Below are 16,005 nucleotides of genomic sequence, written 5' to 3'. Positions count from 1 at the left end.
AACCAATTGATGAGATGACCGTGCTCGAAGCACTCAAGAAAATGTTCGGTAAAAGCGAGGCTGAGCAGCTCGCGCCAGTTCCCAGTGTGCCGTCGCACGCCCCCGGTCATCGCCACGATGCGCCCCAGGCCGACCGCCCCGCTGCCGTAGCAGCACCGAAGCAAGACCCAAAACCCGTTCCGGCCGCGCCAATCGTCGCCGAGCCTGCACGCAGTGAAGAGCCGAAACCGGCCAGACCGCGTCGCGAACCGAAGCCCAAGGCTCCGGTCATTCCGTGGAAGCTCGAAGATTTCGTCGTCGAGCCACAGGAAGGTAAAACCCGCTTTCACGATTTCAAACTGGCTCCAGAACTGATGCACGCCATTCAGGATCTGGGCTTCCCGTATTGCACGCCGATCCAGGCGCAAGTGCTGGGTTTCACCCTCGCCGGCAAAGACGCCATTGGCCGCGCGCAAACCGGTACCGGTAAAACCGCCGCGTTTTTGATCTCGATCATCACCCAACTGTTGCAAACACCGCCGCCGAAAGAACGCTACATGGGCGAACCCCGTGCGCTGATCATCGCGCCGACCCGTGAGCTGGTGGTGCAGATCGCCAAGGACGCCGCCGACCTGACCAAGTACACCGGCCTCAACGTCATGACGTTTGTTGGCGGCATGGACTTCGACAAGCAGCTCAAGCACCTCGAAGCGCGTCACTGCGACATTCTTGTGGCAACCCCGGGCCGCCTGCTCGACTTCAACCAGCGTGGCGACGTGCACCTGGACATGGTCGAAGTGATGGTGCTGGACGAAGCCGACCGCATGCTCGACATGGGATTCATCCCGCAAGTGCGGCAGATCATTCGTCAGACCCCACCGAAAAGCGAACGCCAGACGCTGCTGTTCTCCGCGACCTTCACCGAAGACGTGATGAACCTCGCCAAGCAGTGGACGACCGATCCGTCCATCGTCGAAATCGAAATCACCAACGTCGCCAACGAAAACGTCGAGCAACATATTTACGCCGTGGCCGGTGCCGACAAGTACAAACTGCTCTACAACCTGGTCAACGACAATGGCTGGGAGCGGGTGATGGTCTTCGCCAACCGCAAGGACGAAGTCCGCCGCATCGAAGAGCGTCTGGTGCGCGACGGTGTGAACGCTGCGCAGTTGTCCGGCGACGTGCCACAACACAAACGCATTAAAACCCTGGAAGGCTTCCGCGAGGGCAAGATTCGCGTTTTGGTCGCCACCGATGTTGCCGGTCGCGGCATCCACATCGACGGCATCAGCCACGTGATCAACTTCACCCTGCCGGAAGTGCCGGACGACTACGTGCACCGCATCGGCCGTACTGGTCGTGCGGGCGCTGACGGCGTGTCGATCAGCTTCGCCGGTGAAGACGACTCCTACCAGTTGCCGTCCATCGAAGAGAAGCTCGGTCGCAAGATCAGCTGTGAAACGCCGCCGACGCACCTGTTGCGTGCGGTTGAGCGCAAACGTCCGCAGTAAGCGCCGTTTGAAAGCGAAGCGCAGCCGGCAACGGACTGCGCTTTTTTTTCGCCCGGGATTTGATCGGAGCTTGCGAGACACAACTAAAAGTCCATAATGGACAAATAAGTTTAAATAAAGACTCCGGAGCCTGACATGTCCAGTACGCCCTACGTGATCGACCAGCATCAGGCCCGCGAGTTGTTGGCGCGTCTCGATGTGCCGCAGATCCTGCGCAAGTTGTTTCGCGACCTTGCAGCGGGTAACGCCGTGCAACCGGCGCAGCAGCTGGTGGAATTCCCGCAGGGTGCTGGCGACTTCATCAATTATCTAGGCGTGCTGGCCGAGGATGGCGTTTACGGGGTCAAGACTTCGCCGTACATCGTTCGCGAGCAAGGTGCGCTGGTGACAGCGTGGACGCTGTTGATGTCGATGAAAACCGGTCAGCCGTTGTTGCTGTGTGATGCAGGTGAATTGACCACTGCGCGTACGGCGGCGACTACAGCGGTGGCGGTTGATGCGCTCGCGCCTTTGGACGCTGAACATTTGGCGATTATTGGGAGCGGCAAGGTTGCTCAGGCGCATCTGCACTATGTGAAATCGCTGCGTGACTGGCAGAGCATCAGCCTGTATTCGCCAAGTTTGTCCGCCGACATGCAAACTCAATCACTGTTGAAAGCCATTACGCCCAATCTGAAGATCGCTGACAGCCGTGAAGCGGCCATCGCCGAAGCTGATGTGATCATGCTCTGCACCTCCTCAGCCGGGCCGGTGATCGATCCGGCCGCGTTGAGCAAACCGACGCTGATCACCTCGATCAGCACCAACGCCCCGCGCGCCCATGAAGTCCCGCCGCAGAGTCTCAATGACATGCAGGTGTTCTGTGACTATCGTCTGACCACGCCGGGGTCGGCGGGTGAGATGTTGATTGCCAGTGAACAGCATGGCTGGAGCCAGGATTCGATTGTCGGTGACCTCGCCGACCTGCTCAGCGAGAAAGTGCAGCGCCCGGGTTACGACCGTCACGTGTTTTTCCGCTCAATCGGCTTGGGCCTGGAAGACATTGCTCTCGCCAATGCGGTTTACCACTTAACCCACTAACGCCAAAAATCCCTGTAGGAGTGAGCCTGCTCGCGATAGCGGTCTTACACTCAGCATTATTGTTGCCTGATACACCGCTATCGCGAGCAGGCTCACTCCTACAGGGGATAGCGAACTATTGGATATTGCGTACTCACTGGAGAACCTCATGAGCCAGGCAGATTTCATCATCATCGGCGGCGGGATTGCCGGCGCTTCCACTGGTTTCTGGCTGTCGCCCCACGCCAAAGTCATCGTGCTCGAACGCGAATCCCACCCGGCCTATCACTCCACAGGGCGCTCCGCTGCGCTGTTCACCGCCGCCTACGGCACGCCGCAAGTGCGCGCACTGACCCAGGCCAGCCGAGCGTTTTTCGACAACCCGCCAAGTGGTTTCTGTGAACATCCATTGCTGACCCCGCGCGGCGAAATGACCGTGGACTTCACCGGCGACGCCGCCGAACTGAACAACCAATACCTCAGCGCCAAAGCCACGGTGCCGGAGATGCAACTGCTTAGCGCCGACGAAGCCTGCGCGCGGCTACCGATCCTGCGCCGGGAAAAAGTCCACGGCGCGATCTACGATCCGAGCGCCAGCGACATCGACACCGACGCCTTGCATCAGGGCTACCTGCGTGGCATTCGTCGCAATAACGGTGAAGTCCACACCGAGTGCGAAGTGCTCGGCCTGAGCCGCGACGCCGACGGCCTCTGGCAGGTGCAAACCAACGGCCAGACTTTCAGCGCACCGATGATCATCAACGCCGCTGGCGCCTGGGCCGACAAAATCGGCGTGTTGGCCGGCGCCAAGCCGCTGGGCCTGCAGCCGAAACGCCGCGCCGCGTTCATCTTCGCCGGCCCCGAAGGCGTCGACATTCATCACTGGCCGATGCTGGTCAGCCTCGATGAGTCCTTCTATATGAAGCCCGACGCCGGCATGTTCCTCGGCTCGCCGGCCAACGCCGACCCAGTCGAACCTCACGACGTGCAACCGGAAGAACTGGACATCGCCATGGGCATTTACCAGATCGAAGAGGCCACCACGCTGACCATCCGCCGCCCGACCCGCACCTGGGCCGGTCTGCGCAGTTTTGTCGCCGACGGCGATCTGCTCAGCGGTTTTGATCAACAGGTGCCGGGGTTGTTCTGGGTCGCCGCGCAAGGTGGCTACGGCATTCAGACTTCGCCGGCAATGGGCCAGGCCAGCGCGGCGTTGGTGCGTGGCGAGCCACTGTCCGAGCACTTGCGCAACTTCGGCCTGAGCAGCGCCATGCTCTCCCCTGCCCGCCTCGCCTGATCGCCCCATCCGGATGACGCGCCCAACGGATTGCGGCACACTCGCAGCGCCTCCTGATCACGGAGGCGTTGACGCTGCCTGGAGTTCCACTGTCATGACCGCCCCTGAATTCGACCCGGCCCTGGATAACTTCCGTGCCATCGCCGATGCCATCGCCACGCTGTTCTTTCCGCACGCCGAAGTGGTGCTGCACGATCTGCGCACGCAGAAGGTCGATTACATCGCCAACAACCTGTCCAAGCGCGAGATCGGTGACGACTCATCGCTGGAAGAAATGCTCAGCGAAGATGTCAGCGACAGGAATATCGGCCCGTACGAAAAGCTCAACTGGGACGGTCAGAAGATTCGCAGCCTGAGCAGCGTCCTGCGCGACAGCGAAGGTCTGCCACTGGCGGTGCTGTGCATCAACCTGAATATTTCGTTGTTCGAGAACGCCAAGGCTGCGCTGGACCTGTTCCTGTCGCCGAGCAAACTGATCCCGCAGCCGGATTCACTGTTTCGCGATGACTGGCAGGAACGCATCAACACCTTCCTCCACGCCTGGCTGCGCGAGCGGCAACTGAGCCTGAATGTGCTGACCCGCGATCACAAACGGGAGCTGGTGCTGGCACTGCACGCCGAAGGCGCGTTCAAGGGCAAGAGCGCCTCGAACTATGTGGCCAATGTGCTGAACATGGGGCGGGCGACGGTGTACAAGCATTTGAAGGAAATGAAGGGCTAGAGATTTGCGGTGATTGAACCGACCCCATCGCTGGCAAGCCAGCTCCCACAGTTTTTTTGTTGCACACAACATCTGTGTACGACTCAATCACTGTGGGAGCTGGCTTGCCAGCGATGACGGACTATCAGTCGCCGTAAATATCAGACTTGAAATATTTCTCGGAAATCTTCTGATACTCGCCACTCGCGCGAATGCCATCGATGGCGCCATTCAACTGGCTGACCAGTTCGCCATTGCCCTTGCGCACCGCAATCCCCGCGCCCTCGCCCACGTACTTCGGATCCTTCAGCTCAGGCCCGACAAACGCATAACCCTTGCCGCGTGGCATCGACAAAAAGTCATTTAACGGAATGGTATCGGCAAAAATCGCATCGAGGCGCCCCGCCGCCAGGTCCATGTAGATCTCTTCGTTGTTACTGTAGCGCTTGACGTTGATCCCCTTCGGTTCGAACACCTCGGTGGCGTAACGATCAGTAGTCGTTGCGCGCTGCACGCCGACGTTCTTGCCCTTGAGACTGGCGTATTGATCATCAACCGTGGCGCCTTCCTTCATCACCAGACGCGACGAAGTGAAGTAGTACTTGTGGGTAAAATCCACCGACTTCTTGCGGTCTTCGTTGATCGTCATCGACGACAGCGCCAGGTCGATCTTCTTCACTTTCAGCGAAGGAATCAGACCGTCGAACTCACCTTCGACCCACACGCACTTGACCTTCATCTGCGCGCACAGGGCGTTGCCGATGTCGTAGTCGAAACCGACGATTTCGCCCTTGTCGGTTTTCGACGCGAATGGCGGGTAAGCGGCTTCAATGCCGATGCGCAGGGTTTGTTCGGCGGCGAACGCGCTGGCCGAGGCCAACAGGCTCAGGGCCAGACCGGTGATGAGGGGGAGTTTCTTCATGTTCGTTCTCTCGCGGGTTGTTGTTGGTTTGGCAAGAAAGAGCTGAAACGGAGGGAGATACTTTTTTGTACTTATAAATCCATATTGGACTTATATGTATAGGCAGTCAATCAGGCAAAGACAGAGGTTTTTGGTGTTGCAGATGACGTCATCGCGAGCAGGCTCACTCCTACAGGGGGAACGCATTCCAATTGTAGGAGTGAGCCTGCTCGCGATGGCTGACTAGAGGGCGACTCAGGGTTTATTTCTTCCAGCGATCCGCAGCCGCATGATCGCTGTCCCGCCCCTCAACCCAACGCGGCCCGTCACTGGTGTTTTCCTTCTTCCAGAACGGCGCACGGGTTTTCAGGTAGTCCATGACAAAGGCGCAGGCATCGAACGCGGCCTGGCGATGGGCGCTGGCGGCGCCGACGAAAACGATCGGTTCGCCCGGCTCCAGTGCGCCGATGCGGTGCAGCACTTCCAGTTTCAACAGCGGCCAGCGCTGTTCGGCGTCGATGACGATCTTGCCGAGGGCTTTTTCGGTCATGCCTGGATAGTGCTCGAGGAACATTCCCGCCACATCCAGTCCATCGTTGAAGTCGCGCACATAGCCGACAAAACTCACTACCGCGCCGACGCCGACATTGGCCGCATGCATCGCGTTGACTTCAGCGCCCGGATCGAACGGCGTGGCCTGCACACGAATCGTCATGGCTCAGCCTCCGGTCACGGTAGGGAAGAACGCCACTTCGTCGCCATCGACCACCGGCTCGTCGAGCTGGCAGAGGTCTTCGTTGCGCGCGCACATCAGGTTCTGCTCGCTCAGTACTTCAGCGCCATCACGTTTCGCCAGTAATGCGCGCACGTCTTCAACGGTGGCGAAATCGCCTTCAACGGTCACCGAATCGACGCCCAGCGCTTCACGGTAACGGGCAAAAAACTTCACGGTCAGGTTCATGGCTGCTCCGCTTTAAAGTGCCCGCTCTTGCCGCCGACCTTTTCCAGCAGGCGCACGCTTTCGATGGTCATGCCGCGATCCACGGCTTTGCACATGTCGTAGATGGTCAGGGCGGCGACGCTGGCGGCGGTCAGCGCTTCCATCTCGACGCCGGTCTGCCCGGACAGCTTGCAGCGGGCGACGATGCGCACCGCGTCTTCACCTTCGGCGCTGAGTTCGACTTTGACGCCAGTGAGCAGCAGCGGGTGGCACAGAGGAATCAGATCGCTGGTTTTCTTCGCCGCTTGAATGCCGGCAATGCGCGCCACGGCGAACACGTCACCCTTGGGATGGCCGCCGCTGACGATCATCTGCAGGGTTTCGGGGAGCATGCGCACCAGCGCTTGGGCCGTCGCTTCACGGAACGTCACGGCTTTTTCGGTGACGTCGACCATGTTGGCGCGACCTTGGGAATCGAGATGAGTCAGCACGGGATTACTCCTGATCAGGAGCGTGGATTGTAAACCTGCGGGTCAAATTTCTGCGAGTGAGATTACCGTCACCCCGCAAATCCCCTGTAGGAGTGAGCCTGCTCGCGATAGCGGTGTGTCAGCCAACACTCATGTTGAATGTCACACCGCTATCGCGAGCAGGCTCACTCCTACAATGGTTTTGTGTTCAGGCATAAAAAACCGGGCGGCTTTGCGGCCGTCCGGTTTTGGTTGTGATGCAGTTACAAATGCGTTTCGGCGTATTCAGCCAGAATCGAGCGAGGCACCCCTTGCAGGGTGATGTGCACACCGTTGGGGAAATCCTTGAAGCGTTCGGTCAGGTAGGTCAGCCCGGAGCTGGTCGCGGACAGGTAAGGGGTGTCGATCTGTGCGAGGTTGCCCAGGCACACCACTTTGGAACCGGCGCCGGCACGGGTGATGATGGTTTTCATCTGGTGCGGCGTGAGGTTCTGGCATTCGTCGATCAGGATCAGGCTCTGCTGGAAGCTGCGACCACGAATGTAGTTGAGCGATTTGAACTGCAACGGCACTTTGCTGAGGATGTAATCGACGCTGCCATGGGTGTTTTCGTCATCCATGTGCAAGGCTTCGAGGTTGTCGGTGATGGCGCCCAGCCAAGGCTCCATTTTTTCCGCTTCGGTGCCGGGCAGGAAGCCGATTTCCTGGTCCAGGCCCTGCACGCTGCGGGTCGCGATGATGCGGCGATAACGCTTGCTGACCATGGTCTGCTCGATCGCAGCAGCCAGTGCCAGAATGGTTTTACCGGAGCCTGCGGCACCTGACAGGTTGACCAGATGAATGTCCGGATCGAGCAGCGCGTACAGCGCCAGACTTTGATAAATGTCGCGCGGTTTAAGGCCCCACGCTTCCTGGTGCAGCAGCGGTTCCTGGTGCAGGTCGAGAATCAGCAAGCGGTCTTCTTCAATCTCCTTGATCCAGCCGACGAAGCCCTGCTCATCAATGATGAACTCATTGATGTGTACCGCCGGCAAATTGTCGATCAATTGCACCTGGTGCCAGGTGCGGCCGTGATCCTGACGGGTTTCAACCTTGCTCACGCGGTCCCAGAAGGAGCCGGTCATGTTGTGGTAACCGTTGGGCAGCAGGGACACGTCGTCGACCAGTTGGTCGGTGCTGTAGTCCTCGGAGGCGATACCGCAGGCGCGCGCCTTGAGGCGCATGTTGATGTCTTTGGTGACCAGCACCACCGGTTTTTTCGGCTCGCGGGTGTGCAGGTCGATCAGTTGGTTGATGATTTTGTTGTCGTTCAGGTGCTCGGGCAGAATCAGGTTCGATTCAGCCTGCTTGCTCATCAGAATTGACAGCAAGCCCTTCGGCCCGCCCTTGCCGCGCTGGATCGGTACACCCAGTTCGACGTCTTCCGGGGAAGCATCACCCAGGGTCTTGTCGATCAGCCGGATGGCCTGACGGCATTCGGCGGCCACGCTGTGATGCCCGCTCTTGAGCTTGTCCAGCTCTTCAAGCACGGTCATCGGGATCGCGACGTGATGTTCTTCGAAATTCAGCAGGGCGTTTGGATCGTGAATCAATACGTTGGTATCGAGTACATACAGGATTGGCTGGTTGGAGGAAGGGCTACGTCCGTGATCATCCATACTCGGTCACCTATGTCAGAGCCAGTAGACGCAATACCTGAGCGGTGCTGCGCCTCGAAGTGACTGCCGAAATCTCACCTGCGGAGATTCAAGTGACTGCAAACAAACGGGTCTTGGAAGACGCCACCTGTGTTGCAGGTTTCGGCGGTCTGTCTTCGTAATACTCCAAAACCGATGACATAAAAAAGTACTTTGACGGTTTTTTTAAGTTTATTTTGCAAAGTGACGAAAAGCCCTTGGCGGACTCCGTCGACACCGTTAGAGTCGGAAGTCCGCCTGCATCAAATCCTCTGAAAAAATCGCCCTACGCCCAATGTTTCCGGGCTTTTGCCGTTTCTCAGCGAAACGCGTCCTGACAGTCTTCCCAACCGATGCCGCTCTGCGCGGTTTGCGTGATCAGCCACGGCAACGAGGTCTTCACCGCATCTTGTTTCATGTTGAAATTGATCACCCCGTGACGCCACAGCAGCATCAGGGTCAGCACTCGCCGTGCACTCGCCGCGCCTTTGAGTTTGCCGGCACCGTCCTGGGCATCGATGTCCCACAGTGCCACTTGCAGCCCTTGGCTATTGAAGAAGCCTTGTGCATCACTGCGGCGCTGGCCCTCCGGCGGACGGAACAGCGGCACGTAGTTTTCCGGCAGTTTGGTCTTCACCAGATCGGCGCTGCGGCGCACTGAATCCTGCCAGTCCTGCCAGTGACTGTGGGAGCGGAACTCCCAACCCTGCACACCGACGCATTGTTTCGAGAAGCTCGCTTGCAGGCTGGTGACCGAGCGATCGGCCAACCGCGCCTGGATATCCTTGCCCAACACGAAGAACGTGCCACTGAGGTTCGATTTGCGCAGGTACTCGGTGAGCCAGTCGGTGTTGTCCGGCTGCAGGTTGGCGGCGCTGTCGAAGGTCAGCAGAAACAGCCGGTCGTGCATCTCGTCGCCATTGCGCTCGTAGTCGCCGAAACGATCGAATTCGTTGCTGGTCTGCGGTGACAAGGCCGCCTTGCGCATCAATTCGTCCAGATACTGCAAATGGAAGATCCGGCTCGGCTCGGCCCACTTGGTGTAATAACTGTCGTCGCTGACCACGAACTTCGCGGCCTGCTCGCGCAGGGTCGGCAGGTCTTCGACGAGGAAGCAGAACGAGGCATCCTGGTCGCAGCTTTGCTGGGCGTAGTTGTAGTTGGTCAACAGCCGCTGCCAGAGGTGCTGGCGCAGGCTGTTGACCGCGTCGATATTGATCGTGCGCAGGCCCAGACGCTGAGCCAAAGCAGCTTCGTCAATCGATTCGGTGCCGAGCAGGCCACGGGCGAACATGAGGATTTCTGCCCGGGACGCGACGTCGAACAAGGTCGGACTGGTCAGTTGTTCCGGCCAGGTGCTGCGATCCAGCGTCGCCACATCGCCCGGCGCCGCAACGGCACCGAAGCTCAACAGCCACGCGGTGAATAAAAGAACAATGCGCAAAGGGATGTCTCCGTAACAAAACCCGCGCGGCACTATAGCTGATAAGCCACGACGCTGATCCCTGTAGGAGTGAGCCTGCTCGCGATAGCAATAGATCAGTCACCACCCTGTTGAATGTCAGACCGCTATCGCGAGCAGGCTCACTCCTACAGGGAATGCGCCAAGCCGTCGATCACCTATCACGCTCATAGCTGGAGTCAACACCGACAACCCCCTAGAATCGCCCCCACGATTAAAGGAGACGACTTCATGCTGATGGTGATTTCCCCCGCCAAGACCCTCGATTACGAAACACCGCCGGCGACCCAGCGCTTCACTCAGCCGCAATACCTCGACCACTCCCAGGAACTGATCCTGCAACTGCGCGACCTGACGCCTGCGCAGATCAGCGAGCTGATGCACGTATCGGACAAGATCGGCGGGCTCAACGCCGCGCGTTTCGGCAGCTGGACGCCCGCGTTCACCCCAGAGAATGCCAAGCAGGCACTGCTCGCCTTCAAGGGTGACGTCTACACCGGTCTCGACGCGCAATCCTTCAGCGAAGCCAATTTCGATTACGCGCAAAAACACCTGCGCATGCTCTCCGGCCTCTACGGCCTGCTGCGTCCGCTGGACTTGATGCAACCGTATCGCTTGGAAATGGGCACCAAACTGGCCAACGCCCGTGGCAAAGACCTTTATGCCTTCTGGGGCACGCGCATCAGCGAATGGCTGAACGAAGCGCTGGCCGATCAGGGCGACGACATTCTGCTCAACCTCGCCTCAAACGAATACTTCTCGGCGGTCAAACGCACAGCGTTGAACGCGCAGATCATCAACACCGAGTTCAAGGATCAGAAGAACGGCCAGTACAAGATCATCAGCTTCTACGCGAAGAAGGCTCGCGGCCTGATGAGCCGTTTCGTGATCCAGGAAAAAATCAACGATCCAGCGCTGCTCAAGCAATTCGATGTACAGGGTTATCGCTACAGCGCTGAACAGTCGAAACCCGACAATCTGGTGTTTTTGCGCGACCACGCACCTGAATAAAGCATGCCCAATGCACGACTCTTTCTATAAAGAGTCGTGCAGCTCGCACGATGTCAAAAATCCCCCGCCTGTTTTCGCCATTTTAATGACGCCAGAAAAACCTCCCTGTCTTTTCTAAGATTAGTTTCACTCGACACTGATCATTTTTTTCAGTAGTGGCACCTAAATTTTTTCACCGTAGTGGCACAAAACTATCTAACGTGATTATTCGCCTGTTAATAAAGGTCGGAAACGAAAGTGCTATCAAATTGAGATTAGTGCCATCTCTGACAATATTTCAAGAAATTTCAGATTTCGCGATGAGCGGACAGGAACTTCGTCCGAATGCATAGCTCATACCACCGGTAACGATTCTCGCCGAGTTTGTACGAGATAACTTACGCAGAGCAGAAAGCCATGTAACCAAGTTGTCACAGCAACTTGCCCGAATGACTAACTAGTCTGATTACGGAACGATGGACAGGAGATACGCACCATTAATATCCCCTACAAAGGCCATGGCCGCGCCCCTATAAACGTGCTCGCCTGAGCACCAAACCGCTTGATTTACGGGACTTTCATCCTGCCATCGAGCGCGCAAGACGATTGCACAAGAGTCTTCCACAAGGAAGATCGGCTGCATAACAGGGCAAGTCATAACAACAAGGCCTGGTTGCGCACATCTTGAGTGCACTTATTTAGACACTCGAAACTTAGTATGCCTGCACACGGCATTGTGGCGCCTGTAAGCAGCACTTTCGAGTGCACTAATGAACGCTGAACACCATTAACTACGGCGTTCTTAGGCCTGATATATACAGAGGTAATTGCGATGCGCATCAGCATATTTGGTTTGGGTTACGTTGGCGCAGTATGTGCCGGTTGCCTGTCTGCACGGGGCCATGACGTGGTTGGCGTCGATGTTGCCAAAGACAAGATCGACATGATCAACGCTGGCAAATCCCCCATTGTTGAACCGGGCCTGGGCGAACTTCTGCAACAGGGTATCCAGACCGGTCGTCTGCGTGGCACGACAAACTTCGCCGAAGCGATTCGTGACACTGACCTGTCGATGATCTGCGTCGGTACGCCGAGCAAAAAGAACGGCGACCTCGAACTGAACTACATCGAAGCGGTATGCCGCGAGATCGGTTTTGTTCTGCGTGAAAAGACCACCCGCCATACCATCGTCGTACGCAGCACCGTACTGCCGGGCACTGTTGCCAACGTGGTGATCCCGATTCTCGAAGACTGCTCGGGCAAGAAGGCCGGCGTCGACTTCGGCGTTGCGGTCAACCCGGAGTTCCTGCGTGAATCCACCGCCATCGCCGACTACGACCTGCCACCGATGACCGTCATCGGCGAGTTCGACAAGGCTTCGGGCGACGTTCTGCAATCGCTGTACGAAGAACTCGACGCACCGATCATCCGCAAGGACATCGCTGTCGCCGAGATGATCAAGTACACCTGCAACGTCTGGCACGCGACCAAAGTGACCTTCGCCAACGAGATCGGCAACATCGCCAAAGCGGTCGGCGTTGATGGCCGTGAAGTGATGGAAGTGGTCTGCCAGGACAAGACCCTCAACCTGTCCCAGTACTACATGCGCCCGGGCTTCGCCTTCGGCGGCTCGTGCCTGCCGAAAGACGTGCGTGCGCTGACCTACCGCGCCGGTTCCCTGGACGTCGAAGCGCCGCTGCTCAACTCGCTGATGCGCAGCAACGAATCGCAAGTGCAGAACGCCTTCGACATCGTTGAAAGCCACGACAAACGCAAAGTCGCCCTGCTCGGCCTGAGCTTCAAGGCCGGCACCGACGACCTGCGCGAAAGCCCGCTGGTAGAACTGGCCGAGATGCTGATCGGCAAGGGTTACGACCTGAGCATCTACGACAGCAACGTCGAGTACGCCCGTGTTCACGGCGCGAACAAGGACTACATCGAGTCGAAAATCCCGCACGTATCGTCCCTGCTCAACGCGGACTTCGATTCGGTGATCGACAACTCCGACGTGATCATCCTCGGCAACCGCGACGAGAAATTCCGCGCGCTGGCCCAACAAGCGCCGCACGGCAAACAGGTCATCGACCTGGTCGGCTTCATGGCCAAAGCCACCGACGCCGGTACTCGCACCGAAGGTATCTGCTGGTAAAGCAGCCCTGTAGGAGCTGTCGAGTGAAACGAGGCTGCGATCTTTTCGGGAACACCAAAATCCCAAGCGAAAGATCAAAAGATCGCAGCCTTCGGCAGCTCCTACATGTCCTTGCAAGTTTTTGTAAGCCTGCCTTAACCCCATCGGGCCCGGCCCGAGATAGAGACGGATGCAGATTATGCACAGGCTAAAGCACGGCCTACTTCAGGCCGCCGGTTGGCTGTTTTACCTAAGTTTGTTGATGGGCCTGGCCTTGATGCTGCCCACGTCCACATTCGACTCCGAGTCGAAGGACTTCATTTTCCTGATTGGCGCCGTGGGTATCTGGCGCTACTCGATGGGTGCAACGCACTTTGTGCGCGGCATGATTTTTCTCTACATCGTTTACCCGCACCTGCGCCGCAAAGTGCGCAAGCTGGGTAAGGCGGCGGACCCGTCGCATGTGTTCCTGATGGTCACCAGTTTCCGTATCGACGCGCTGACCACGGCGCAGGTCTACAGCTCGGTGATCCGTGAAGCCATCGACTGCGAACTGCCGACCACCGTGGTCTGCTCGATCGTCGAAATGTCCGATGAGCTGCTGGTCAAGGCACTGTGGGCGCGGATGAATCCGCCAGATCGCGTCAAGCTCGACTTCGTGCGCATTCCCGGCACCGGCAAACGTGATGGCCTGGCCTACGGTTTCCGCGCGATCTCCCGTCACCTGCCGGACGACCGTGCAGTCGTCGCGGTGATCGATGGCGACACCGTGCTCGGCGAAGGCACCGTGCGCAAGACCGTGCCGTGGTTCCAGCTGTTCGGCAACGTCGGCGGCCTGACCACCAACGAATTCTGCGAAGTGCGCGGCGGCTACATCATGAGCGAATGGCACAAGCTGCGTTTCGCCCAGCGCCACATCAACATGTGCTCGATGGCCCTGTCCAAGCGCGTACTGACCATGACCGGTCGTATGTCGGTGTTCCGCGCCACCGTGGTGACCAACCCGGAATTCATCGCCGACGTTGAAAGCGACTCGCTGCAACACTGGCGTCTGGGCCGATTCAAGTTTTTGACCGGCGACGACAAGTCGAGCTGGTTCAGCCTGATGCGCCTCGGTTACGACACCTTTTACGTGCCTGACGCGGCGATCAACACCGTGGAACACCCGCCGGAAAAAAGCTTTATCAAGGCCAGCCGCAAACTGATGTTCCGCTGGTACGGCAACAACCTGCGGCAGAACTCGCGAGCGCTGGGCCTGGGTGTGAAACGCCTCGGCGCCTTCACCTCGGTGGTGCTGTTCGATCAACGCGTATCGATGTGGACCTCCTTGCTCGGCCTGACCGTGGCGCTCATCGCCAGCTTCAAATACGGCACCGCGTTCATCCTGGTTTACCTGCTGTGGATCGGCATCACCCGCCTGATCCTGACCTTGCTGTTGTCGTGTTCCGGTCACCGCATCGGCCCGGCTTACCCAGCGATTCTGTATTACAACCAGATCGTCGGTGCACTGGTGAAGATCTACGTGTTCTTCCGCCTCGACCAACAATCCTGGACTCGCCAACCCACATCCCTGACCCGTGATCTCGCCAGCTTTCAACGTTGGTTCAACACCTGGTCGTCTCGGACCATGACCTTCTCCGCCGGCAGCATTTTTGTCGCCGTGCTGCTGATGATGGTCTGACCCGCCCCTATTGAATTAACAAGGAAATCGCCCCTATGAATACCGCCGTCAACGCCAACGTAGTGCATGAATCCGAAGCCCAGCGCCAACACGCCCGCGTGAAAATCCCGGCCAAGCTGCGCTTCTTCGGTCCAGACCGGACGCCGGTCGAAGCGCGGGTCATCGACCTGTCTGCCGGTGGTCTGGCGTTCAACGCCGGGCAACTTCAGTTGACCATTGGCCAGGTGTACAAGGCGCGTCTGCAATTCGTCATCGACAACCTCGGCATCGCCATGGACGTTGAACTGCAAGTACGTTCCTTCGACCGCCAGACCGGCCGCGCCGGCTGCCAGTTCCAGAACCTTGAGCCGCAGGACATTTCCACCCTGCGCCACTTGATCACTTCGCACCTGGCCGGCGACATCGTCAGCATCGGCGAAGTACTGGCAACCCTGCAGCGCGACAACTTCACCAAAGCGCGCAAGGTCAAGGACGGCGGCTCCGGCATGACCCCGTTCGGGCGCCTGAAAGCAGTGACCTTCAGCGCCGGTATCTTCGCGGTCGGTCTGGTCGCGGCGGGGTTCATTTTCAAATCGGTATACGGCATGTACTTCGTCAGCCACGCGCAGGCCGGTCTGGTCAGCGTACCGGGGATGAACATCACCATGCCGCGCGACGGCACCGTGCAGAGCCTGGTCAAGTCCGACGGCGTAGCAGCCAAAGGCGCGCCACTGGCGACCTTCAGCACCAGCATGCTCGATGTGCTCAAAGGCCATCTGGAAGAAGATCAACTGTCCCCGGCCAAGGTTGAAGAACTGTTCGGCAAGCAAATGACCGGCACCCTGACTTCGCCGTGCGATTGCACCGTGGCCCAGCAACTGGTGGCGGACGGTCAGTACGCAAGCAAAGGTGATGTGATCTTCCAATTGGTGCCGCGCAACACCCAGGCCACCGTCGATGCGCGCTTCTCTTATCGCCAGTTCGGCGACGTGCGTCCGGGCACCCCGGTGAGCTTCCAGATCGCCGGCGAAGACAAGACCCGCACCGGCAAGATCGTCAGCAGCACCAGCCTGAAAAGCGCCGACCTGTCCTCCGACATCCGCGTGCAGATCCAGCCTGACGAGCCGCTCGACAGCAGCCTCGCCGGCCGTCCGGTGGAAGTGAACAGCGACCGTGGCCCGAACCTGAACTGGCTGATCGACAAAGCCATGGCTGCCGGTCTTTAAGTC

14 protein-coding genes are annotated in these 16,005 nt (G+C 58.5%); 8 read left to right on the top strand and 6 right to left on the bottom strand.

Annotated elements, in window-relative coordinates:
* Positions 1-14: 14 nt before the first annotated feature.
* From rhlB to ACIPIZ_RS09965, 4 genes are all read left to right on the top strand, one after another.
* The gene (rhlB, locus tag ACIPIZ_RS09980) at positions 15-1,493 is read left to right on the top strand and encodes an ATP-dependent RNA helicase RhlB (protein ID WP_064393294.1); all 1,479 of its coding nucleotides are present in this window, start codon (positions 15-17) and stop codon (positions 1,491-1,493) included.
* Positions 1,494-1,628: 135 nt separating this feature from the next.
* Positions 1,629-2,573 (top strand): ornithine cyclodeaminase family protein, encoded by a 945-nt coding sequence (locus ACIPIZ_RS09975; protein WP_150646924.1) that lies wholly within the window; start codon positions 1,629-1,631, stop codon positions 2,571-2,573.
* A gap of 148 nt (positions 2,574-2,721) precedes the next feature.
* A complete protein-coding gene (locus tag ACIPIZ_RS09970) occupies positions 2,722-3,849 on the top strand; it encodes an NAD(P)/FAD-dependent oxidoreductase (RefSeq protein ID WP_401165148.1) in 1,128 nt (375 codons plus the stop codon).
* 94 nt (positions 3,850-3,943) lie between these two features.
* Positions 3,944-4,570, top strand: a complete 627-nt coding sequence (locus tag ACIPIZ_RS09965) for a transcriptional regulator (protein WP_401165146.1) — start codon at positions 3,944-3,946, stop codon at positions 4,568-4,570.
* 124 nt (positions 4,571-4,694) lie between these two features.
* Here ACIPIZ_RS09965 and ACIPIZ_RS09960 read toward each other — a convergent pair whose 3' ends face one another.
* The 6 genes from ACIPIZ_RS09960 to ACIPIZ_RS09935 form a co-directional block, all read right to left on the bottom strand.
* Complete coding sequence (locus ACIPIZ_RS09960; protein ID WP_401165144.1) at positions 4,695-5,471, bottom strand: ABC transporter substrate-binding protein; 777 nt, start codon at positions 5,469-5,471, stop codon at positions 4,695-4,697.
* 241 nt (positions 5,472-5,712) lie between these two features.
* The gene (gene moaE, locus ACIPIZ_RS09955; RefSeq protein ID WP_105705599.1) at positions 5,713-6,165 is read right to left on the bottom strand and encodes a molybdopterin synthase catalytic subunit MoaE; all 453 of its coding nucleotides are present in this window, start codon (positions 6,163-6,165) and stop codon (positions 5,713-5,715) included.
* A gap of 3 nt (positions 6,166-6,168) precedes the next feature.
* Positions 6,169-6,411, bottom strand: coding sequence for a molybdopterin converting factor subunit 1 (gene moaD, locus ACIPIZ_RS09950; protein WP_253480086.1), 243 nt, complete (start codon positions 6,409-6,411; stop codon positions 6,169-6,171).
* Positions 6,408-6,881, bottom strand: coding sequence for a cyclic pyranopterin monophosphate synthase MoaC (gene moaC / locus ACIPIZ_RS09945; RefSeq protein ID WP_253480088.1), 474 nt, complete (start codon positions 6,879-6,881; stop codon positions 6,408-6,410). Before moaC ends, moaD begins: the two co-directional genes overlap by 4 nt.
* Before the next feature lie 242 nt (positions 6,882-7,123).
* Entirely contained in the window at positions 7,124-8,518 is a 1,395-nt protein-coding gene (locus tag ACIPIZ_RS09940) for a PhoH family protein (RefSeq protein ID WP_008080207.1), read from the bottom strand.
* 337 nt (positions 8,519-8,855) lie between these two features.
* Positions 8,856-9,980 carry a polysaccharide deacetylase family protein gene (locus ACIPIZ_RS09935; protein ID WP_401165142.1) on the bottom strand — a complete coding sequence of 375 codons (1,125 nt, stop codon included), beginning with the start codon at positions 9,978-9,980 and terminating at the stop codon, positions 8,856-8,858.
* A gap of 249 nt (positions 9,981-10,229) precedes the next feature.
* Between ACIPIZ_RS09935 and yaaA the strand changes: the two genes are divergently transcribed.
* The 4 genes from yaaA (at position 10,230) to ACIPIZ_RS09915 (ending at position 16,002) form a co-directional block, all read left to right on the top strand.
* Positions 10,230-11,009, top strand: coding sequence for a peroxide stress protein YaaA (gene yaaA, locus ACIPIZ_RS09930; RefSeq protein WP_401165140.1), 780 nt, complete (start codon positions 10,230-10,232; stop codon positions 11,007-11,009).
* Positions 11,010-11,820: 811 nt separating this feature from the next.
* A complete protein-coding gene (locus ACIPIZ_RS09925) occupies positions 11,821-13,137 on the top strand; it encodes a nucleotide sugar dehydrogenase (RefSeq protein WP_008087506.1) in 1,317 nt (438 codons plus the stop codon).
* A gap of 178 nt (positions 13,138-13,315) precedes the next feature.
* Positions 13,316-14,797, top strand: a complete 1,482-nt coding sequence (gene alg8, locus ACIPIZ_RS09920) for a mannuronan synthase (RefSeq protein WP_371857959.1) — start codon at positions 13,316-13,318, stop codon at positions 14,795-14,797.
* 35 nt (positions 14,798-14,832) lie between these two features.
* Positions 14,833-16,002 carry an alginate biosynthesis protein Alg44 gene (locus tag ACIPIZ_RS09915; protein WP_105705589.1) on the top strand — a complete coding sequence of 390 codons (1,170 nt, stop codon included), beginning with the start codon at positions 14,833-14,835 and terminating at the stop codon, positions 16,000-16,002.
* The last annotated feature ends 3 nt before the right edge of the window (positions 16,003-16,005 follow it).

Origin of the sequence: Pseudomonas sp. NPDC087690, assembly GCF_044743175.1 — a bacterium.
In the GTDB taxonomy this organism is placed as follows: Bacteria; Pseudomonadota; Gammaproteobacteria; order Pseudomonadales; family Pseudomonadaceae; genus Aquipseudomonas.
This window is presented reverse-complemented; position numbering and strand designations above follow the sequence as displayed.

Excerpts from the sequence above, each read along its gene's own strand:
- rhlB (WP_064393294.1), top strand. The coding sequence starts at position 15 with ATGACCGTGCTCGAAGCACTCAAGAAAATGTTCGGTAAAAGCGAGGCT.
- ACIPIZ_RS09975 (WP_150646924.1), top strand. The coding sequence starts at position 1,629 with ATGTCCAGTACGCCCTACGTGATCGACCAGCATCAGGCCCGCGAGTTG.
- ACIPIZ_RS09970 (WP_401165148.1), top strand. The coding sequence starts at position 2,722 with ATGAGCCAGGCAGATTTCATCATCATCGGCGGCGGGATTGCCGGCGCT.
- ACIPIZ_RS09965 (WP_401165146.1), top strand. The coding sequence starts at position 3,944 with ATGACCGCCCCTGAATTCGACCCGGCCCTGGATAACTTCCGTGCCATC.
- ACIPIZ_RS09960 (WP_401165144.1), bottom strand. The coding sequence starts at position 5,471 with ATGAAGAAACTCCCCCTCATCACCGGTCTGGCCCTGAGCCTGTTGGCC.
- moaE (WP_105705599.1), bottom strand. The coding sequence starts at position 6,165 with ATGACGATTCGTGTGCAGGCCACGCCGTTCGATCCGGGCGCTGAAGTC.
- moaD (WP_253480086.1), bottom strand. The coding sequence starts at position 6,411 with ATGAACCTGACCGTGAAGTTTTTTGCCCGTTACCGTGAAGCGCTGGGC.
- ACIPIZ_RS09940 (WP_008080207.1), bottom strand. The coding sequence starts at position 8,518 with ATGGATGATCACGGACGTAGCCCTTCCTCCAACCAGCCAATCCTGTAT.
- yaaA (WP_401165140.1), top strand. The coding sequence starts at position 10,230 with ATGCTGATGGTGATTTCCCCCGCCAAGACCCTCGATTACGAAACACCG.
- ACIPIZ_RS09925 (WP_008087506.1), top strand. The coding sequence starts at position 11,821 with ATGCGCATCAGCATATTTGGTTTGGGTTACGTTGGCGCAGTATGTGCC.
- alg8 (WP_371857959.1), top strand. The coding sequence starts at position 13,316 with ATGCACAGGCTAAAGCACGGCCTACTTCAGGCCGCCGGTTGGCTGTTT.
- ACIPIZ_RS09915 (WP_105705589.1), top strand. The coding sequence starts at position 14,833 with ATGAATACCGCCGTCAACGCCAACGTAGTGCATGAATCCGAAGCCCAG.